Annotated in this window: 17 protein-coding genes; all 17 read left to right on the top strand. The window is 46.2% G+C overall.

The genetic code is table 11. The annotated features are described in order from the left end of the window. Nucleotides 1-62: 62 nt before the first annotated feature. The 17 genes from CA600_RS22600 (at nt 63) to spoIIGA (ending at nt 21894) form a co-directional block, all read left to right on the top strand. Nucleotides 63-1334 carry an adenosylhomocysteinase gene (locus CA600_RS22600; protein ID WP_179281706.1) on the top strand — a complete coding sequence of 424 codons (1272 nt, stop codon included), beginning with the start codon at nt 63-65 and terminating at the stop codon, nt 1332-1334. A 365-nt stretch (nt 1335-1699) separates the two neighbouring features. Beyond that, the gene (gene mraZ, locus CA600_RS22595; RefSeq protein WP_036683674.1) at nt 1700-2137 is read left to right on the top strand and encodes a division/cell wall cluster transcriptional repressor MraZ; all 438 of its coding nucleotides are present in this window, start codon (nt 1700-1702) and stop codon (nt 2135-2137) included. Nucleotides 2138-2174: 37 nt separating this feature from the next. Continuing rightward, nucleotides 2175-3128: a 16S rRNA (cytosine(1402)-N(4))-methyltransferase RsmH gene (rsmH, locus tag CA600_RS22590; protein ID WP_042190866.1), complete on the top strand. Its 954-nt coding sequence runs from the start codon at nt 2175-2177 to the stop codon at nt 3126-3128. 23 nt (nt 3129-3151) lie between these two features. After that, nucleotides 3152-3544, top strand: a complete 393-nt coding sequence (locus CA600_RS22585) for a septum formation initiator family protein (RefSeq protein WP_094873081.1) — start codon at nt 3152-3154, stop codon at nt 3542-3544. A gap of 45 nt (nt 3545-3589) precedes the next feature. Then, on the top strand, nt 3590-5821 hold the full coding sequence (locus CA600_RS22580) for a penicillin-binding transpeptidase domain-containing protein (protein WP_094873080.1): 2232 nt from the start codon (nt 3590-3592) through the stop codon (nt 5819-5821). An 80-nt stretch (nt 5822-5901) separates the two neighbouring features. Further along, nucleotides 5902-7827, top strand: coding sequence for a stage V sporulation protein D (locus CA600_RS22575; protein ID WP_076284763.1), 1926 nt, complete (start codon nt 5902-5904; stop codon nt 7825-7827). Nucleotides 7828-7882: 55 nt separating this feature from the next. Next, a complete protein-coding gene (locus CA600_RS22570; protein WP_094873078.1) occupies nt 7883-9370 on the top strand; it encodes a UDP-N-acetylmuramoyl-L-alanyl-D-glutamate--2,6-diaminopimelate ligase in 1488 nt (495 codons plus the stop codon). After that, nucleotides 9367-10773: a UDP-N-acetylmuramoyl-tripeptide--D-alanyl-D-alanine ligase gene (locus CA600_RS22565; RefSeq protein ID WP_094873076.1), complete on the top strand. Its 1407-nt coding sequence runs from the start codon at nt 9367-9369 to the stop codon at nt 10771-10773. Before CA600_RS22570 ends, CA600_RS22565 begins: the two co-directional genes overlap by 4 nt. 21 nt (nt 10774-10794) lie before the next feature. Then, nucleotides 10795-11760 carry a phospho-N-acetylmuramoyl-pentapeptide-transferase gene (gene mraY / locus CA600_RS22560; protein ID WP_042190854.1) on the top strand — a complete coding sequence of 322 codons (966 nt, stop codon included), beginning with the start codon at nt 10795-10797 and terminating at the stop codon, nt 11758-11760. A gap of 3 nt (nt 11761-11763) precedes the next feature. After that, complete coding sequence (murD, locus tag CA600_RS22555) at nt 11764-13185, top strand: UDP-N-acetylmuramoyl-L-alanine--D-glutamate ligase (protein WP_094873075.1); 1422 nt, start codon at nt 11764-11766, stop codon at nt 13183-13185. A 54-nt stretch (nt 13186-13239) separates the two neighbouring features. Next, nucleotides 13240-14337, top strand: a complete 1098-nt coding sequence (gene spoVE, locus CA600_RS22550) for a stage V sporulation protein E (RefSeq protein WP_042130238.1) — start codon at nt 13240-13242, stop codon at nt 14335-14337. A 5-nt stretch (nt 14338-14342) separates the two neighbouring features. Continuing rightward, nucleotides 14343-15455: an undecaprenyldiphospho-muramoylpentapeptide beta-N-acetylglucosaminyltransferase gene (gene murG, locus CA600_RS22545; protein ID WP_094873073.1), complete on the top strand. Its 1113-nt coding sequence runs from the start codon at nt 14343-14345 to the stop codon at nt 15453-15455. Nucleotides 15456-15763: 308 nt separating this feature from the next. Next, nucleotides 15764-17047, top strand: a complete 1284-nt coding sequence (gene murA / locus CA600_RS22540) for a UDP-N-acetylglucosamine 1-carboxyvinyltransferase (protein WP_094873072.1) — start codon at nt 15764-15766, stop codon at nt 17045-17047. A 63-nt stretch (nt 17048-17110) separates the two neighbouring features. Then, a complete protein-coding gene (locus tag CA600_RS22535) occupies nt 17111-17881 on the top strand; it encodes a cell division protein FtsQ/DivIB (protein WP_094873070.1) in 771 nt (256 codons plus the stop codon). 344 nt (nt 17882-18225) lie between these two features. Continuing rightward, complete coding sequence (gene ftsA, locus CA600_RS22530; protein ID WP_094873069.1) at nt 18226-19488, top strand: cell division protein FtsA; 1263 nt, start codon at nt 18226-18228, stop codon at nt 19486-19488. Nucleotides 19489-19549: 61 nt separating this feature from the next. Then, nucleotides 19550-20671, top strand: a complete 1122-nt coding sequence (gene ftsZ, locus CA600_RS22525) for a cell division protein FtsZ (RefSeq protein WP_094873067.1) — start codon at nt 19550-19552, stop codon at nt 20669-20671. Nucleotides 20672-20946: 275 nt separating this feature from the next. Next, nucleotides 20947-21894: a sigma-E processing peptidase SpoIIGA gene (gene spoIIGA / locus CA600_RS22520; RefSeq protein WP_094873089.1), complete on the top strand. Its 948-nt coding sequence runs from the start codon at nt 20947-20949 to the stop codon at nt 21892-21894. Nucleotides 21895-21961 lie beyond the last annotated feature (67 nt).

Here is a 21961-nt window from a genome sequence, read left to right as displayed (position 1 = left end):
GAAGTAAGTTTTGTACGAAGTAGATTCAAGTAGTAATGCTCACAAAACTTTTAGGAGGTTTCATTATGAGTTCATCAAATCAAAATAGTATCGTGGCGGATATGTCACTCGCATCCGAAGGTCATTTGAAAATCGACTGGGTTCGTCAACATATGCCGGTATTGAACCGTATCCGTGAGCAGTTCGAAGCTGAACAGCCGTTCAAAGGACTGAAAGTCTCCATTACGCTTCATTTGGAAGCTAAAACCGCTTATCTGGCGAAGGTAGTCAAAGCAGGCGGTGCAGAAGTAACCATTACTGGATCCAATCCACTTTCTACACAGGATGATGTATGTGCGGCGCTTGTAGAGGACGGAATTACCGTATTTGCTAAATACAACCCTTCTCCTGAAGAGTTCAAAGCCCTTAATATCAAGGCGCTGGAAAGCAAACCGGATTTGATTATTGATGATGGTGGGGATTTTGCTACCTTGCTACATTCGGAGCGTCCTGATCTAATGGAGAATATTCGTGGGGGTGCTGAAGAAACAACAACCGGCATCATTCGTCTAAAAGCTCTTCAAAAGCAAGGTGTGTTGAAGTTCCCAATGGTCGCAGTAAATGATGCTTATTGCAAATATTTGTTTGATAACCGCTATGGCACAGGCCAATCCGCATGGGATGGAATTATTCGGACGACCAACCTGATCGTTGCTGGCAAAACTGTAGTTGTTGTCGGATACGGCTGGTGCGGTAAAGGTGTTGCTATGCGTGCCAAAGGGTTGGGCGCAAAAGTGGTTGTGACAGAAGTGGATGCTATTAAAGCCGTTGAAGCACATATGGATGGTTTCGAAGTTATGCCTATGCTGGAAGCTGCTAAGGTTGGTGATTTCTTCGTTACAGTAACGGGTAACCGTTATGTCATTCGCGGTGAACATTATGATGTGATGAAGGATGGCGCAATCATGTGCAATGCAGGCCATTTCGACGTTGAAGTGAATAAGCCTGAATTGTCTGAAAGATCCATATCTCAGCGTACTGTTCGGAAAAATATCGAAGAGTACCAGCTTCGCGACGGACGTAAACTATATCTGCTTGCAGAAGGCAGACTTGTAAATCTGGGTGCTGCGGATGGACACCCTGCCGAAATTATGGATACGACTTTTGCGTTACAAGCACTGTCGTTGAAATATGTTAATGATAATTATAAGAGCATAGGCGTAAAAGTTGAGAATGTTCCTTATGAGCTCGATGAGCAGGTAGCACGCTACAAGCTGCAAAGTCTGGGCATTAACATTGATAGCCTGACTTCAGCACAAGTGGATTATTTGGACAGCTGGAATCTGAACGATTAATTACGGAATGCACAACAATAAAGTATATTAACCAAGAGTACCTTGAACTGAAGCAACTTTTGTAAAATATAAGAGAGTATAAGTTTTACGCTATACATTATCCTTATATTTCTCGCATAGACGCTTCGTTGTCCTTATAAGGAAGACGAAGGCGTTAATGCTTGAAAAGCCATGCAGCGGACAGGATTCCGATTGCATGGCTTTTTTTATGTGGCGAATTGTGAATTGGGTAATGATCTATTTGATTTAGCAAAAAATTCCTTTCGCCAGAAAAAGGTTTTTGATTTTTAATGGCGAATCTATTATGCTTAAGTGGTGAAAAGTGGGGTAAAGTGGGGATTCGGGGATTAGGGGTGGGAAAAAGGATGTTCATGGGAGAGTATCAACACAGCATTGACGACAAAGGCCGAATTATTATTCCGGCTAAACTCCGTGAATTGCTTGGAACCTCCTTTGTGACGACCCGTGGTCTAGACTCCTGTCTATTTGTTTATCCCATGGAAGAATGGGCAATCATGGAACAAAAGCTAAAAAGCCTTTCACTGATGAAATCAGATGCCCGTGCATTCAGTCGCTTTTTTTTCTCAGGCGCAACAGAATGTGTATGGGATAAGCAGGGAAGGGTAAATCTGCCGGCCAATTTAAGGCAGTATGCCAAACTGGACAAAGACTGTGTTATTCTGGGCGTTTCGAACCGGGTGGAAATCTGGAACAAAGAGCTATGGGAGCAGTACTTCGAACAGTCCGAGGAATCGTTCAACGAAATTGCCGAAAAATTGGTGGATTTCAATTTTGATCTATAAAAACACAATATCGAATACTGTCCTGGAGGGATGCAGCTTGTTTCACCACATCACGGTGCTTAAAGAAGAAGCGACAGAAGGGCTGCACATCAAAAAAGACGGAATCTATGTAGATTGCACTCTCGGTGGAGCAGGCCACAGCGCACTAATCGCTTCCAAACTTAGCGGCGAAGGCCGATTAATCTGTTTGGATCAAGATGATTGGGCTCTGGAGAACGCAAAAGAAAGACTAGCTGAATACGGAGATAAGGTTGTACTCATTAAGACCAATTTCCGTGATCTGGAGAGTGTACTTAAGGATGTGCCCTTTGTACCACAAAAAGATGGCATTCCCCAAGTGGATGGAGTCCTCTTTGATCTTGGCGTATCCTCTCCCCAGTTTGATGAGGGAGAACGCGGATTTAGTTACAATCATGATGCTCCGCTGGACATGCGGATGGATCAGACAGCGCTATTAACGGCTGCTGATATTGTGAATACGTGGTCTGAGCAGGAGATTGCCCGTGTGCTTTTCCAATATGGAGAAGAGAAGTTCTCGCGGAGAATCGCTAAGAAAATTGTAGACAGAAGAGAAGAAAGTCCTGTGGAGACCACAGGAGAATTAGCTGAGCTTATCAAGGAAGGTATTCCGGCGGCTGCACGAAGAACGGGAGGACATCCCGCTAAACGCAGCTTTCAAGGTTTACGGATTGCTGTAAACGACGAGTTGGGTGCTTTTGAAGAAGGATTACATAGCGCAGTACGTTGCCTTGCACCAGAAGGTAGAGTATCCGTTATCACTTTTCATTCGCTCGAGGACCGAATTTGCAAGCAAATACTAAGCAGCTATTTAAGCAGATGTACATGCCCGCCTGACTTTCCGTTTTGTGTATGCGGCGCGAAAGGCACGCTTAAGTTAATCAACCGCAAACCGCTTGTGCCTTCTGAGGAAGAGCTTGAGCTTAATACTCGAGCCCGCTCAGCTAAGCTGCGCATTGCAGAAAAATTGTAATTGACGATAAAGGAGAGTCAGAGATGGCCTATACCCGCGGCAATTTAGCAGTTCAGCCCAAAAGAAAAGAAGAAGTAAACCCCCTTTACCGCGAGAAGACAAAAGTAGTTACCAAACGAAGAGTACTTCCGCTGCAAGAGAAACTTTTGTATATGCTGACGCTAGGAGTATGCGTTTTAGTGGCTATCACCCTGATTTCACGTTACGTTCACATTTATGATTTGAACTTGCAGGCTCAGAAATTAGATAAGGATATAGCGACCGCTAAGAAGCAAATTTCCACGTATGAGATGGAGAAGCAGAATTTGGAGCAGAAGGTTGCCCAAAAGGCAAAGGATCTTGGATATGTAGCACCGGATGAAAATGCTACCATCTTTATTCCGGCGAATCCGATATCGACAGAAGGCGATAATTAGTGAGCGATTGGCAAGATCGCAATAAAAAAATTGTGAGGTTCGCTTATGGTAAAGAGAATAAAACTTCGCACGCTGTTTATAGGAGGGTGTATTACCCTCTTTTTTCTTGTTTTGATAGCTAGAGTCTTCTGGATTCAAGTTATGGAGGGTTCAGAATGGCAAGAAAAGGCTGCTACACTTTGGGCGCACACTTCGACTATCAAAGCCGAGCGAGGAACGATTTCTGACCGTAATGGGAGTGTGCTCGCAAGTGATGTCCCTGCTTATACTGTAGTTGTAAACCCGGCAGTCATTGCTGAAAAGGGAATTGGTGATGAGGTCGTCAAGGGATTGCATGAGCTACTCGGCAAGCCAGAAGATGAGCTGCGGAAGCTGATTGAGGCTAAAGGCGAGGATGGCAAATACCTCAAGAATCGTGAAATTCGTAATGAAGGCTGGAAGATTGATCAGGAACTTGCTGATAAGGTGAAAGAGTTTTATGTAGCCCTGGGTAAAGAGCATAAAATTCAAGAGACCGGGATTGGTCTGGTTAGAGAGCAGAAACGATATTACCCTAAGGGTTCGCTTGCTGCACATATATTAGGCTACACAGATCGGGATGGCAAGGCGATTATGGGTCTGGAAAAGTCCCTGGATGCACAGCTTAAGGGTGCTGATGGCAAGCTGCTTTATCAAAGTGACGGTCAAGGGGTTAAGCTGCCGGATTCAAAAGATACCTATAAACCTGTAGTAAATGGCAGTAATTTCAAGCTTACCATCGACAGTACGATCCAGCAATATATACAAGCGGCCATGGAAAAGGCATATGCGCAATATAAGCCGAAAAGTATGAGTGTCATTGCCGCTGATCCGAATACGATGGAGATTTTGGGGATGGCGAATATGCCCACCTTTGATCCTAATAAGTATATGGATACGGGTGCTGATACAGCGGGTTTCTACAACCATGCTATCAAATCAACTTATGAACCTGGTTCCACCTTCAAGATTGTTACACTTGCAGCAGCTGTAGAAGAGAAGCTTTTTGATCCCGTAGCAACATTTCTGTCCGGATCTATCAGAATTAAGGGCTACAGTAAGGCATTACATGATATTAATCGTTCCGGTTGGGGGCAAATCAGCTTCCTGGAAGGTGTGAAGCGGTCTAGTAACGTTCTTTTTGTAAAACTTTATGAAATGCTCGGACAAGATAGACTTTTACAGTATATTGATGATTTTGGCTTTAATGGGAAGACGGGAATCGATTTGCCAGGGGAAGCCAGTGGGGTCGTTAACCCTAACCTTGGACGTCCTATCGAAATTGCTACACTCGCATATGGGCATGGTAAAGTGCTAGTTACCCCACTTCAACAATTGGTTGCTGTATCTGCGATCGCCAATGGCGGGAAACTAATGACTCCATATGTGGTAAAAGAGGTTACGGACCCAAACACCGGAAATACTAAGGTTACTCAGCCTAGTGTAGTGCGTCAGGTGATTGATGAGGCAAGTGCCAAGCAAACAGGTGAATACTTGGAGCAGGTAGTTGCCGACCAAGTCAAAGGGACAGGACGGAACGCTCACATTGAAGGTTACCGTGTGGCGGGGAAGACAGGAACGGCTATTAAGGTTGAAGGTAAGGACTACGTGAAGTCCAAAGTATTGGTCTCCTTTATTGGTTATGCGCCTGTGAATGATCCGAAAATCGCTGTTATTGTTATTATTGATGAACCGAACGTTGAGGTTGGCGGCGGTAAAGCTGCAGCTCCTGTATTTAAAGAAATCGTATCGCAGTCACTGCAATACATGGGAGTTCCTAAATTAGCAACTGAAACTAGTGATAAGGACAGTAAAAAAACAGTTAAATCGGATGCACCTGTGCTCCGAACTACACCTGATCTGAAGGGGAAAACGATGAAGGAAGCAAGAGAGACGCTTCTGGATCAAGGCTTTGATTTTGCTGTTGTCGGTGAAGAAGCTTCTGTGGAAACCCAATATCCAGAGGCTGGAACGAAGCTTTCTCCTGGCCAGCGTATATACCTGTTAAGCAAGCAAGGGGACAAGCCTACTATTCCCAATTTGCAAGGAGAGTCGCTGCGCGATGCTCTTGAGGTTCTAACCCTTCTAAAAGTGGAGATAGCGGTAGAAGGCGAAGGATATGTGTCCGAGCAGATTGAAGGAATAAAAAATGGAAAACCACTACTTACATTAAAGCTGAAACCATTCAATGATAATAGTGAAGATGTTCCGGCAACTTCGTCTGCTGATGAGGGTACGGAATCGCAGAGTGGGCCATAGGCTTGTTCTAACCCCAGTTTGTCCCGAATAGTCATGAAGATAAGAGCTCATGTCTATAGGTGAAAGCGGGGGAGAACGGAATGAAGGTTTCGAAGGTCGTAACACGGCGGAGAATGCTATGGACGCTGCTGGGACTGGCAGTGTTATTCGGTTCGCTGGTCGTACGTCTTGCTTACGTGCAATTATCCCAAGGCGAGAAATTAAGTGACAAGGTAGAAGATTCCTTGCGCCGGAATATTCCTTTTACAGCCAAGCGTGGTGAAATTTTGGATCGTGAAGGTATACCGCTGGCCTATAATATCAGTACGCCTACGGTTTATGCGGTGCCTGTGCAGGTGAAGGAGAAGCAAAAGACAGCGCAGCAATTGGCGCCTCTGCTTGGGATGACCGAGGAGAAGCTGATGAGCTTGCTGACTAAAAAATCAATGTCGGTGAAACTACAGCCCGGCGGCCGCAAAATTACGATGGAACTTGCCGCGAGCATCCGTGATTTGCAGTTGCCGGGCATCGTTGTCGCTGAGGATAGCAAAAGATATTATCCTTACGGCGATCTTGCCGCGCATATACTAGGCTTTACAGGTATTGATAACCAAGGGATTACCGGCGTCGAGAACATTTACGATAATTTACTTAAAGGAATAGCAGGCAATATTTCGTATTTGTCTGACGCAGGTGGAAGACTCATGCCTGGATCATCGGAGAAGTATTCTGCCCCTCAGGATGGGCTTAATCTGCAATTGACGATTGATAAACAGATTCAATCCATTATGGAACGTGAGCTGGATCAAGCTATGGTGAAATATCAGGCGCAGGGCGCTTGGGCTATAGCGATGAATCCGAAGAATGGTGAAATTCTGGCCATGGCTAGTAGACCGGGTTATGAACCGGGTCTATATAAGGAATATGATCCGCAGATCTATAATCGGAATTTGCCCATTTGGATGACCTACGAGCCTGGTTCGACGTTCAAAATCATCACACTTGCTGCAGCATTGCAAGAAGGTAAGGTAGACCTGCAAAACGATCATTTCTATGATCCTGGGTTTATCGAAGTGGCGGGTGCGAAGCTGCGCTGTTGGAAAAAAGGCGGCCATGGCAGCCAGACCTTCCTTCAGGTGGTTGAGAACTCCTGTAACCCTGGTTTTGTTGCTCTTGGGCAACGGCTGGGCAAAGAAACACTCTTCAAATATATTCGTGATTTTGGTTTCGGCAGCAAAACGGGAATTGATCTAAACGGAGAATCTAATGGGATTCTGTTTAAGCTTAGTCAAGTAGGTCCGGTAGAGCTTTCAACTACGGCCTTTGGCCAAGGGGTCTCGGTTACACCTATTCAGCAGATTGCTGCGGTGTCCGCGGCTATCAATGGTGGTAATCTCTATAAACCACATGTAACAAAGTCATGGGTTAATCCGGAAACGGGAGAGACGGTATCAGAGGTGAAGCCTGAGCTTGTGCGGCAGGTGATTTCGGAGGAGACATCCAAGAAGGTGCGGGCAGCACTTGAGAGCGTGGTTGCCAAAGGCACGGGACGGCCGGCTTTTATCGACGGCTATCGTGTAGGTGGCAAGACGGGTACTGCACAGAAGGTTGTAAATGGACGTTATTCTCCGACAGAGCATATTGTTTCTTTTATTGGCTTTGCGCCGGCGGATGATCCACAGATCGTTGTCTACACTGCAGTGGATAACCCGAAAGGGATTCAATTTGGGGGTGTAGTTGCAGCTCCAATCGTGCAAAATATTTTGGAAGACTCGCTGCACTATATGAAGGTTCCTGAGCGCAGTGATCAGCTTCCAAAAACCTATAAATACGGTGAAACTCCGATTGTGACCGTGCCTGACCTTACAGGTGCAACCGTACAAGATATCTATGAGGATTTAAATATGAATTTTAATCTGGCGCGTTCAGGCTCTGGCAATACGGTCATCAATCAGGCTCCGAAAGCTGGGGCAAGAGTAGAACAGGGCTCAACCATCAGGATTTATATGGGAGCTTCTAGTGAATAATGATAAAGATATAAGGGTTCAGTTTGTATCCGAAAATGTAGAGTGAGGGATTACTATGAAAGTTAATGAATTATCTGCTTGTCTTGCTACTTCGCGTCTATACGGGGACGGGGAGGTGGAGATTACTGATCTTCAGATTGATTCCCGCCGTGTAAGTCCGGGTGATCTGTTTATCTGTTTACCGGGTCACACCGTAGACGGACATAAATTTGCGCCGCAAGCCGTAGCCTCTGGAGCATCTGCTATCGTATGTGAGCATAAGCTAGAGCTTGATATTCCACAGATCGTTGTGGATGACTGCCGTTTTGCGATGTCTGTCATGTCGAATGCCTTCTTTGGCTCACCTAGCAGCCGAATGAGAATGATCGGGGTTACGGGTACAAATGGGAAGACAACTACGACTTATCTTATTGAGCGAATTATGCAAGACCAGAATATGAAGACGGGTCTGATTGGGACCATTCAAATGCGCTATGACGGCAAAAGCTACCCTATGTCAGGGACCACTCCAGAATCACTAGATCTGCAGCGCTCGCTTCATGATATGGCCTCCAAAGGTGTGGAATGTTGCGTAATGGAAGTCTCCTCCCATGCGCTTCAGCAAGGACGTGTGAAGGGTGCAGACTTCCGTACAGCAATATTTACGAACTTAACCCAGGATCATCTGGATTATCATCATACAATGGAGGAGTATCGGGCGGTTAAAGGTCTATTCTTCTCTAGACTAGGAAATGTGATCTCTCCTTGGAAAGAAGAACGCAAATATGCGGTGCTTAATGCTGATGATGAGGCGAGCCACTATTTTGCAACCCAAACTGCAGCGGAAGTGATTACATATGGCATTGATAACAACGCTAATGTCCGAGCTTCGCAAATCTCGATCACTGCAAAAGGAACTTTTTTTCATGTAGATACGTTTAAGGGTGAGACGGACATTTCACTTCGTATGGTTGGTAAATTCAATGTCTATAATGCACTTGCGGCGATTACGGCAGCGTTGTTGGAAGATGTGTCACTGTCAGATATCAAGACTAGTCTTGAAGCGATTGATGGTGTAGCTGGACGGGTGGAGTCAGTAGATGAGGGGCAAGACTATGCCGTTATCGTTGACTATGCACATACACCAGACGGGCTGGAAAATGTATTAAAAACAGTCTGCGAATTTGCTACAGGTAAAGTGCTTACTGTGTTTGGCTGTGGAGGAGATAGAGACCGCACGAAACGACCTTTGATGGGTAAGATTGCCGCAAAATATAGCGACATGGTATTCATAACCTCTGACAACCCTCGGACGGAGGACCCTGAGCTCATTCTGAAGGATATAGAAGCAGGGCTAGTAGAGGATGGAGTCACCTCTGGCCAGTATCATATGATTGTTGATCGCCGAGAAGCCATTGGGAAGGCTATTGAAATGGCAAGCTCTGGCGATGTAGTATTGATTGCGGGGAAAGGTCATGAGACCTACCAACTGATTGGCGGAGTGGTTCACGATTTCGATGACCGCATCGTCGCTAAAGAAGTTATAAGGGGTCGAATCTATTGATTACAAGAACACTAGGACAAATTGCTGTGATGTGCGCAGGTGAAGTTCCTGCTGCTGAAACTGTGAATATAACTGTTACGGGCGTCGTTACTGACTCCCGTAAGATAACTACAGGTTGCCTGTTTGTTCCTCTAACAGGAGACAAATTTGACGGTCATCATTATGCAGCTACAGCGATTGCTGCCGGTGCTGCTGGGACCTTATGGCAGCGTGATAAAGGTCCTGCACCTGAGGGTGGCGGAGTCATTATTGTTGAAGATACGCTACAGGCGCTTCAGAAGCTGTCCGCTGCGTATTTAAATGAGGTCGCTCCGAAGGTTGTCGCTGTTACGGGGAGTAATGGCAAAACTACGACAAAAGATATCATTATGGCCATGCTCGAAATGCAGTACAAGGTGCACAAGACAGAGGGAAACTTCAATAATCATATTGGTCTTCCGCTCACGATTCTATCCATGGCTGAGGATACAGAGATTGCAGTGCTTGAAATGGGTATGAGCTCGCGGGGAGAAATTGCTCTGCTGGCTTCTTTGGCTGCACCAGATGTTGCAGTCATTACTAATATAGGTGAGTCACATCTGCTGCAACTGGGATCCCGCAAAGAAATCGCCCGTGCCAAGCTGGAAATCGTCGAAGGGCTAAAGCCAGGTGGATTGCTAATTTATAACGGTGATGAACCGCTGCTGACTGAGGTAATGCAAGAGTCCGCTTTTGAGGCTCCGGAGGGGATGGTGTCCTTTCGTTTCGGCCTGAACGGAGATAATGATGATTATCCGACAGGGATGATGTCCCATAATGGTGGTATGACGTTTACGTCAAGCCTTCATAAGGAACATGCTTTTACATTACCGCTGCCAGGCCAGCATAACGTTGTCAACGCGTTGGCTGCACTAGCGGTTGCTCGCCATTTTGGAGTTACAGAACAAAATGTAGAGAATGGGTTAAGTAAGCTTAAGTTGACAGGTATGCGGATTGAAGTGATTCAAACTTCTTCCGGGCTTACCCTTTTGAATGATGCTTATAATGCCAGTCCGACTTCTATGAAGGCGGCCATTGATGTGCTTCAAACTATGAAATGCAGTGGCAAAAAAATCGCAGTACTGGGGGACATGCTGGAACTTGGGCCGGATGAAATAGAGTTTCATAAAGAAATTGGCTACTACCTAGACCCCGCAGTGACTGATTTTGTATATACCTATGGCCCATTGTCAGTCCATATTGCAGAAGCTGCAAAGGAAAGATTCGGAAACGAGCGTGTGCTGGCTTTTACGGATAAGTCAGAATTAACAGCCGTCCTTATCGGGAAAAGCAGCTCCAAGGATATTGTACTATTCAAAGGATCCAGAGGGATGAGGCTTGAGGAAGTTCTTCAGAGCCTGAGTAAAGAGATTAAAGAGACCTAAATAAATGGAGGGGGTGTACCCATGGATTATCAACTATTGTTATTGACTATTGCTGTTTCCTTTATCCTTGCGGTCATTGCCGCTCCGCTCTTCATTCCGCTACTGCGCAGGATGAAATTCGGACAGCAGGTGCGAGATGACGGACCGCAATCCCATTTAAAGAAAGCGGGAACGCCGACGATGGGCGGTATCGTAATCATCGTGGCTTTTACATTGGCTTATCTGAAATTTTCTGTGGTGAATAACGATTTCTACGTACTACTAGTGGCTACGCTTGGTTTTGGACTGATCGGATTTTTGGATGATTATATCAAAATCGTATTCAAGCGTTCTTTGGGCCTTACGGCGCGTCAAAAATTGTTCGGGCAGCTGTTGGTAGGTGCTGTGATGTGCGGTCTGCTGATTTCTGCAGGACATAGCACAAGCATCAGCGTTCCGGGTACTGATTTCAGCTTTGATTGGGGCGGCTTTTTCTACTATCCATTCATTATTATTATGATGATGGCCGTAACGAATGCTGTTAACTTTACCGATGGAGTAGATGGTTTGCTGTCTGGTGTAAGTGCTATTGCTTTGGCAGCTTATGCTGTTGTAGCGATGCAGGCTACGTCAATTGCAGCAGGAGTGTGTGCAGCGGCTATGATCGGGGCCGTTCTTGGATTTCTGGTCTTTAATGCCCATCCTGCTAAGGTATTCATGGGAGATACCGGTTCATTTGGTATTGGCGGTGCGATAGGTGCGATTGCTATTGTCACCAAGAGCGAACTGCTGTTTTTAATTATTGGCGGTGTGTTTGTGGTGGAAATGTTATCAGTCGTGATACAGGTGGTTTCTTTCAAAACCCGTGGCAAACGTGTATTTAGAATGAGCCCGATTCACCATCATTTTGAACTTGGTGGCTGGTCGGAATGGCGTGTGGTAATTTCGTTCTGGGCGGTAAGCTTGATATTAGCTGCTGTTGGACTATTTATTAGCAAGGGGTTGTAGCAAATGAAACATCCAGATATGTACCGTGGTGAAGAAGTTGTTGTGCTTGGACTCGCAAAAAGCGGTGTCCAGGTTGCTAAAGTGCTGCATGATCGAGGCGCTGTAGTTACGGTGAACGATAAAAAGGAAAGAGATCAAAGTCCCGAAGCTTCCGAATTGGAATCTTTGGGAATTTGTGTTATAAGCGGTGGGCATCCGGATGGACTGATTCATGAAGGCGTAAGTCTGGTCATTAAGAATCCAGGCATTCCTTATTCTGCGCCTCCTGTACAAAAGGCTCTTGAGCTTGGCATTGAAGTAGTTACAGAGGTAGAGGTTGCATACCGTCTTTGTGCAGCGCCGATAATTGGCATCACGGGATCCAATGGCAAGACGACAACGACGACCTGGGTAGGTCAAATGCTGGAAGCTGCAGGTATGAATCCGATTGTTGCAGGTAACATTGGCACGCCTCTCTGTGAGGCGGCGCAAGAAGCTACAGAGGATAACTGGATGGTGGTCGAACTCAGCAGCTTCCAGCTCAAAGGTACGGAGACTTTCCGCCCCAAAATAGGTTGTTTGTTGAATATTGCGGAGACCCACCTGGATTATCATGGCAGCATGAAGGATTATGTCGATTCCAAATCAAAGCTGTTCGCCAATCAAGTAGCTACGGATACGGCTGTGCTGAACTGGGACGATCCTTTTTGCCGGGAACTGGTACCATATGTGAAGGCTTCGATTCTCCCATTCTCTAGGTCTGAGGAGCTGACCTACGGCGTATTTGTTAGCCCGTCCTATATTACAGGTCAAGATGACGATCTGATGCGTCGCATTATCTATCGGAATTCTGCAGGCCAAGAAACAATCATTGCTGATGTAGATTCCATTAGCCTTCCGGGGCGTTTCAATGTGGAGAATGCACTTGCTGCATGTGGAATTGCCATTGCTGCTGGAGCAGACCCCTCTTTATTGGGTGATGTGCTTGCTTCATTTCGCGGTGTGGAGCACCGGCTGGAGTATGTAGCTGATAAGGCTGGAGTCACTTATTATAATAACTCCAAAGCAACTAACTCCAAAGCGACGATTATGGCACTAACATCCTTCCAGCGTCCCGTAGTGCTGATCGCTGGTGGATTAGATCGTGGCTCCGATTATATGGAGCTGCTGCCAGTCCTGAGCGGCCGAGTCAAAGCGATAGTGGCGTTAGGGGAGACTAGGGACAAGCTAACAAATGTAGCACAGTTGGCAGGATTAAAGCAGATTATCTCCGTCGATAATGGGGAGAGTGCCGCTGCCGTGCTTGAGCAAGCTGTGCAGGAAGCTTCCGCTCTGGCGGAAGAAGGAGATGTTGTTCTTTTGTCTCCTGCCTGTGCAAGCTGGGATATGTTTACATCCTATGAAGAGCGCGGGTGTATTTTTAAAGAGGCGGTGCATAACCTTTAAGTAGGGGGGTGGATAAGCCCCATCCCTACTACGGATGCAAGAGGTGTGCTCCTGATGAACAAAACTCGTCATGCTCCCGATATTTGGTTGCTGATTCCTATTCTATCTTTGCTGGTGATCGGCATGGTGATGGTATACAGCGCCGGGTCCGTTCTGGGCTTCCGCAATTATGGAGATTCGTTTTACTTTGTAAAAAGACAGCTTTTGTTTGCAGGACTAGGCCTAGTCGCAATGTTCGTTACGGCGAATACCGATTACAGGGTGCTGAAAAAGCTGGCTAAGCCGGCACTTCTAATCTGCTTTTTCTTACTTGTTATTGTGCTTATCCCGGGTATTGGTGTAGTACGCGGGGGAGCGCGCAGCTGGCTAGGAATTAGCTCCTTCGGGATCCAGCCTTCTGAATTCATGAAGATGGGGATGATTCTATTCTTAGCCAATTGGCTAGGAAAAGAGGAATACGACATCACTTCCTTCACACGCGGCCTGCTCCCACCGCTTGCGCTCATTGGGTCAGCCTTCGCGTTGATCATGCTCCAGCCGGATTTGGGTACAGGTACTGTCATGTTTGGTGCAGCCTTGATGATGGTTTTTACAGCAGGGGCTAGAATGAAGCATTTACTTTCGCTTGGAGTAGCTGGTGCGGCAGGGTTTGTTGCTTTGATTGCAGCAGCGCCTTACCGGTTGCAGCGGATTACCGCTTTTCTTGATCCATGGTCCGACCCCCTTGGTGCAGGTTACCAGATCATTCAGTCGCTATATGCGATCGGTCCTGGGGGGCTCGGTGGCCTTGGATTAGGAATGAGTCGGCAGAAGTACAGTTATGTGCCTGAGCCACAAACAGATTTTATTTTTTCTATATTGGCCGAGGAGCTGGGGTTTATCGGTGGTTTGGCTGTGTTGATCCTATTTCTTATTCTAATCTGGCGCGGGATGAAGGTGGCGATGAGTCTGCCTGACCGTTTTGGAAGCTATCTGGCCGTTGGCATCGTCTGTATGGTGGCTGTGCAAGTCATTATTAATATTGGTGTTGTTATTGGTCTAATGCCTGTAACGGGCATCACGCTTCCTCTGATTAGCTATGGCGGATCTTCACTTACATTAATGCTAACATCCCTTGGCATTCTATTGAACTTATCCCGTTTTGCGAGGTGAAAGAGATGCGTATCGTATTAAGCGGCGGAGGCACGGGTGGACATATCTATCCTGCGGTCGCTGTTGCTAGGCAAATGGAGTTGGAAGATAGCAAATCTACCTTCCTGTATATTGGTGGAACGCGCGGCTTAGAGAGCAAGCTTGTTCCTCAAGAGAATATCCCTTTCAAATCTATTGACATCACTGGTTTTCGGCGCAAGCTATCCATAGACAATGTCAAGACCGTGATGCGTTTCTTGAAGGGTGTTAAGGCATCCAAAGAAATGCTAAGAGAATTCAAACCAGATGTTGTGATTGGAACAGGCGGTTATGTGTGTGGTCCAGTCGTTTATGCTGCATCCCGGTTGGGCATCCCTACTTTGATCCATGAACAAAATGCCATACCAGGTCTGACCAATCGCTTTCTGAGTCGGTATGCGAGTACAGTTGCCGTAAGCTTTGAAGGAACAGAGTCCTCTTTTCCGGGCAGCAAAAATGTGATCTATACTGGTAATCCACGTGCTACAACAGTTACTACAGCAAGCCCACAACGTGGATTCGCATCGCTGGGGATTTCGGATGGCAGTACAGTGGTTTTGGTGGTTGGTGGCAGTCAGGGGGCTAAGGCTATTAATAGAGCCATGATTGAAATGGCCCCTAAAGTGGGTAAGGGTAATGGTGTTCATTATGTGTATGTTACAGGTGAACCCTATTTCGAAGAGACACGGGCGGAATTACGTCAAAAGCTGGGTAGCTTACCAAACTGGTTGCATGTCCTTCCTTATGTTCATAATATGCCAGAGGTGTTGGCTTGTACCTCCTTGATCGTTAATCGGGCGGGAGCATCTTTTCTCGCTGAGATTACAGCGCTGGGTATTCCCTCTGTACTTATTCCATCTCCTAATGTGACGAATAACCATCAGGAGGCGAATGCAAGACAGTTGGAACGTGAAGGTGCTGCTGTGGTACTGCTTGAGAAAGATTTAAACGGCACGGCTCTATTTGAGGCGGTTCAAAAAATCATCGGAACTGAAGCCGTGCGTGAGGAGATGTCAGCGGCCTCCAAACGACTTGGTAAAAGAGATTCTGCGGCAGTAATCACAAGCGAGCTCCGAAGACTTGCAGGTAAGAAGTCTTAAGATATCATCGTTTTGCATACGGGTTTTCCTTATTGGCAGCTCTCTGTCACACACTTGGAGGAACGAACATAGGATAATCCTATAATCGTGACAATCACCCAGGACACTTCCAAACCTGAGATGTAGTGCAGGATATTCTTGAAATATAAGAAAGTATAAGTTTCACGTTATACATCATCCTTATATTTCTCGCTTAAACGCCTATCGTCCTTATAAAGGACGCCGAAGACGTTTATACTTGTACATTTCATATGAGCTTGTAACGGAAGTGTTTGTGGTGGGTGAGCGGTAATCTCGGAGGTGATACATTGGACAAATTGGTGATTGAGGGTGGAAGTCCCCTGTCAGGCACCATTCGTATCCATGGAGCAAAAAATGCGGCGCTGCCGATTCTAGCGGCAAGCCTGCTGGCCGAAGGAGTTCACTCACTGCATAATGTGCCGAAGCTGCTGGACATCGAGACTATGCTAGACATCCTAGATCGGCTGGGCTGCAGGTGCGTGCATCAAGAGGATACGGTGACGATAGATACGTCTGCCGTCGGGACATCTCATATCCCTGAGGATTTAATGCGGCAGATGAGATCTTCTATTTTTCTAATGGGACCGTTGTTATCCAGATTTGGAGAGGTAACGATCTATCAGCCCGGGGGCTGTGCGATCGGAGAGCGTAAAATAGATCTTCATCTACAAGGACTTAAGGCGTTAGGGGCGGAGATCGAGGAGAGCAACGGAAGAATATTCTGTCGGGGTTCTAAGCTTATAGGGAGTGATATTCATCTCGACTATCCAAGTGTAGGAGCAACGGAGAATATTATGATGGCTGCCGCAAAGGCAGAGGGAACAACAACGATATCGGGGGCCGCGAGAGAGCCGGAGATACAGGACCTACAGCAATTTCTAAATAGTATGGGTGCTCAGATTATCGGTGCAGGTACGGACACCATCACAATTCAAGGGGTGAAAAACCTATATCCCTGTACGTATGAGGTGATACCTGACCGGATTGTGGCTGGAACCGTAATGATTGCTGCGGCAGCTACACGAGGAAATGTGACTTTGACACATGCCAACGCGGGGCATCTGACTTCGCTTATTCATGTGCTCAAGCGGGCTGGTGTTCAAATCACAGTGTGCAATGATATAATTAATATCAGTTGTATGGGGCGTCCACGTGCTGTTGAGAGAATTGTGACTTCTCCTTATCCTTCTTTTCCAACCGATCTGCAATCTCAGGTCATGGTGCTGTTGTCTCTCGCTGATGGCTTCAGTGTAATCAAGGAGACGGTGTTTGAGGGACGATTCAAGCATGTTGAAGAAATGGCGCGGATGGGCGCTGATATTTCTATTGATATGAATCGTGCGTTTATTCGCGGCGTTCAGAGATTGTATGGTGCTACTGTGGAAGCTACTGATTTGCGTGCAGGTGCGGCTCTGGTCATTGCTGGGCTCGCTGCACAAGGGACTACAGTCGTTGAGCAAGCACACCATATTGACCGCGGGTATGACGGAATAGAGAAGCTGTTTCAGAAGCTTGGCGCGCGTATAAGCCGCAAGGTACCCGTACCGGATCCACTTGATTTGGCCAATTAAAGCTCCCTGTCTCCTTCAGTTCTACCAAGGAAGGAGACAGGGCCTTATTACGGAGATATGAGAATGACAACAACCCGATTACCTCTTCTTAAAGAGGACAAGCCTAAGAAAAAAATGAGCCGTAAGATTACGGCGATCCTTCTGCTACTGTTCACTGCACTTCTTGCTGTGATTTTTTTTAGATCGTCTATTAGTCACATTACAGTGATAGATTTTCAGGGAAGCAAGTATTCTACTAGTGAAGAATTACTCTCCCAAAGTGGAATTCATATAGGTGGACAATTCTTTGCCGTTTCTACGAAGTCTGTGGAACAATCTCTGCTGGAGCTTAAGACGGTTAAGGCCGTGGCCGTAAAGAAGGATTTTCCCGGGGTAATCACAGTGAAGATTGAAGAATTCCCTGCGGTGGCCTATGAACTGGAACAGGGTGGCATCTTGAAGGCGATTCTGTCGAGTGGAGCTGCAGTGCCAGTAAATGATACGGGGATAGCCGTTGAGAAGCCCATATTAACTAACTGGGATCCGGACGATCCGAATAAGGCTAAGCTATGTCAAGCGTTAGCAAGCATTACTAATGAATTGACAAGTGATATCTCTGAGATTGTTCCGTCGCCAACTTTGTCATTTCCGGATCGTATCAAGCTCTATACTAGATCCCGTTTCGAAGTGATCACATCCATCTCTTTATTGAAGAGCAAAGTGTCATACTTGAATCAGGTAATAGAGACAAAGGAGCCTGGACTTATCACGATGCTTGAAGCCGACTCGTATGTTCCTTTTCAGGTCGAAAGTGAGGAGCAAAAGGGCGATGAGCAAAAAGATGTGCAAGAGTAGAGTAGAGGTCAATAGTCCCTACTAATAGAGTTCAAAAAATGCTACAATCGGATTTACGGGCAAGAAGCTATATCCCTCTTTTTTCTTCGATTTTTTTGAAATATAATCCTATATATGGTTAGTAATAACCAAAAAGGCTTATATTTCTTGTGATAATTATCATTCTTATAAAAAATTATGAGTAACTAATCACATTTAGGGATGTTGGAATATTATTCCGTTCAAAAAATTTGTAGAAAAAAGAGGGAAAGGGTTAGGTATGTTGAATATGTACAGAGAAGTTTCCCGGGACCGGGATAAGGTTATGCAAATTATTTCGATTATAACAGGAGGTGCCATAGGACTTGAGCAACAATGACATCATTGTTAGTTTGGACATCGGTACATCCAAAGTTCGGGCAATAATTGGGGAAGTTACCAATGGAACCTTTAATATTATTGGCGTTGGATCTGCTGATTCGGAAGGAATACGTAAAGGCGCGATTGTAGATATCGACCAAACTGTGCAATCGATCAAAAGTGCTATAGATCATGCAGAGCAAATGGTGGGTATTCAAATATCAGAGGTTTATGTAGGCATTTCCGGTAATCATATTGGCCTGCAATCCAGCCACGGTGTCGTGGCCGTTCAGAATGAGGATCGTGAAATCGGTGAGGATGATATCGATCGCGTTATTAAAGCTGCGGAAGTCATCGCTATGCCTCCGGAGCGAGAAGTGATTGATGTTGTTCCTAAACAATTTATCGTCGATGGTCTCGAAGGTATTCAGGACCCGCGCGGAATGATTGGTGTTCGTTTAGAAGTGGACGCAACCATCGTTACGGGTGCTAAGACGCCAATACATAATCTACTGCGCTGTGTTGAGAAATCAGGGCTGAAAGTGAAGGATCTTGTGCTGATGTCTCTTGGTGCTGGTGGATTGGCGCTTTCCAAGGACGAGAAATCGATGGGATCTGTTCTGGTTGATATCGGTGCCGGGTCGACAACGATAGCCATATACGAAGAAAGTTCCCTTTGTGCAACCTCTACGATTCCGATCGGCGGAGAATTTGTAACAAATGACATTGCATACGGACTACGTACACTTACTGATCAAGCGGAGAAAGTAAAGCTAAAGTATGGTTGCGCATGGATTGACGATGCAGCCTCTGACGTTGTCTTCAAGGTGCTGCGCATTGGCAGTAATGTAGAGAAGGAATTTAACCAAGAGGATTTAGCGGCAATTATCGAACCACGGGTGCAAGAAATCTTCCATCTGATTAAACAGGAAGTGAAACGGCTTGGTTACAGTGAACTACCTGGAGGTTATATACTAACGGGTGGAACTGTTTCGATGCCTGGCGTATTAAAGGCGGCCCAGACTGAATTGGCCGCATCTGTACGCATCGCTGTACCGGATTATATCGGTGTACGGGACCCTGGGTTTACCGGAGGTGTTGGTATCCTGCATAATGTTGTCCGTAGCTTCCGTGGAAGAAGCAGTGGTGGAAGCAGCAACAAAAAGACGGTCAACCGGAGTAAGCAGAACGCCACTCCAAATCAGGAAACGGCTCAGAAGACCGGGTTTGTCGAGCGTCTAAAGAACATGTTCAGCGAGTTTATATAAGTGTAAGTCCAGATATACTTGGACCGGCCATCCAAGCACATTGAGGGGGAGATGGAACTATATGTTAGAATTTGATTTTGAAATGGAGAGCTTGGCGCAAATAAAAGTCATCGGCGTAGGCGGCGGAGGTAGTAATGCTGTCAACCGGATGATTGAAAACGGCGTTCAGGGTGTAGAGTTTATTACGGTTAATACAGACGCCCAAGCGTTGCATATGGCCAAATCGGAGCACAAGCTGCAGATTGGGGACAAGCTAACCCGCGGTTTGGGTGCAGGCGCCAACCCTGAAGTCGGTAAGAAAGCAGCGGAGGAATCCCGTGATCTGATTTCGAATACCCTTAAAGGTGCAGACATGGTGTTTGTTACTGCAGGAATGGGTGGCGGTACCGGTACAGGTGCTGCGCCAGTTATAGCTGAAATTGCTAGAGAGTGCGGAGCCTTGACTGTGGGTGTAGTTACTCGTCCGTTCACCTTTGAAGGAAGAAAACGTTATAACCAGGCAATGCTTGGTATCGAAGCTTTGAAAGAAAAAGTCGACACGCTAATCGTCATTCCAAATGACCGTTTGCTTGAGATCGTTGATAAGAAAACACCGATGTTAGAAGCTTTCCGTGAAGCAGATAATGTTCTCCGGCAGGCTGTTCAAGGTATCTCTGATCTAATTAAGGTTCCTGGTCTAATTAACCTTGACTTTGCGGATGTGAAGACCATCATGACCGAGCGCGGTTCAGCGCTCATGGGTATTGGTATCGCAAATGGTGAGAACCGTGCGTCAGAAGCCGCACGCAAAGCCATCATGAGCCCACTCTTAGAAACGTCTATTGAAGGTGCTCGTGGCGTAATTATGAACATTACGGGAGGATCCAACCTCTCTCTATACGAAGTGAATGAAGCGGCTGAGATCGTTACATCCGCCTCTGACCCTGAAGTGAATATGATCTTTGGTGCGATTATAGATGAGGATCTGAAGGATGATATCAAAGTAACAGTAATTGCTACTGGCTTTGAACATAAACCTTCGCCTGAAACTCCAGGACGTCGTCCGGTCTCGACGAATAACGAGCCTGCGGCAGCACCGGATAAGAGCGCAGCAAATTTACGTCCTTTCGGCAATCAGAGTTCTTCTGACCAGCTCGATATTCCGACGTTCCTGCGTAATCGTACTCGGGGCAACAACGATTAATTAAAGAGAATCAAGTTAATACGAGAACACCGTATCGCTTAGCTAATTAGCTATGGCGGTACGGTGTTTTTTTTTGAAATAAAAGATCTAAAAAATTCCATGAAGAAGGAATAAATCCTCACGCGCTATAACTCGACAAAAAAACCGCAAGAATGCCCCCCAAGTTTAGACAGACTTTGAAAGCGAGACTTTCTATACTAATCATATCGTCCAAAAAACAGAGCCTGATCCAATTTGGCTAGAGGATAGATTCCGCCATTAAGCAGGTGAATGCACTGGTTGTTTATATTGACTTGATATTCGCCGCCAATCTAGTGATCGACGGAATTCTTTTGTGGCTGACAGGCTGGATGGTTAAGCTGAGAATCTCATGGTGGCGTTTAATCGTCTCAGCTCTCGTTGGCGCACTGTATGTAGTGATGATGTTTGTACCGGAGCTGTCTTTCATGTATACCTTCCTTATCAAGTTTGGATTGTCGGTAGTTATGTTATGGATTGCCTTTGGTTTTGGGAGTCTGCAAAGCTATCTTCGCACTATGGGAGCTTTCTATATTATCAATTTTGCAGCCGCAGGTGGAATTGTTGGTATTCACTATTTGCTGCAGAGCTCCAGCGACATTTGGAATGGTATTATGTTCACTGCTTCAGGAGGGCATGCCTACGGCCTAAAGATCGGCTTTTGGTTTGTCATTGCAGTATTCCCCCTGGTGTTAATCTGCTTCAAGGCAGTGCATTCTTCACGAATCAGAAGGGAGCAGCTTGAAACCTATATCGGTGAGGTGGTTGTTGAAATTGATGGTGTAAGTGTTTCCTGTCCTGGCCTGTTAGACACAGGTAATCGTCTCTGTGATCCTTTGACCCGCATACCGGTGATGGTGATGGAATCGACGCTCTGGGAGGGGCATCTGCCTGCTGCATGGAAAGGGAGACTCACTCAGGATGGTGCGGACAAACTTTTGCTAGAAACGGACGGGCAGTCGTTTGCTTGGCAGGATAGGATGCGACTAGTACCTTACAGGGGGATTAACCGAGGGGCATCATTTATGCTCGCACTGAAGCCAGACCTTGTGACGATAAAGCTCGGTGAAGATATCTTTTATAGTAAAAGAGTCTTAATTGGGCTGGATGGCGGGACACTCTCAGGAGATGGAGCCTATCGGGCGGTCATACATCCAGATTTAACTCAAAAAGAGAGCGCCACTGATGCAGCACTACCTTCCTAATCTTTAAAGCTAGCTGAACCAAACTTCTGATGGCTGAAAGCGGGAATTAAAAGCTTTATACGCTAAC

Source organism: Paenibacillus sp. VTT E-133280 (assembly GCF_002264385.1).
Classification (GTDB): domain Bacteria; phylum Bacillota; class Bacilli; order Paenibacillales; family Paenibacillaceae; genus Paenibacillus_AQ; species Paenibacillus_AQ nitricinens.
Note: the sequence above shows the minus strand (reverse complement) of the source record. Positions and strands in the feature narration are given on the sequence as shown.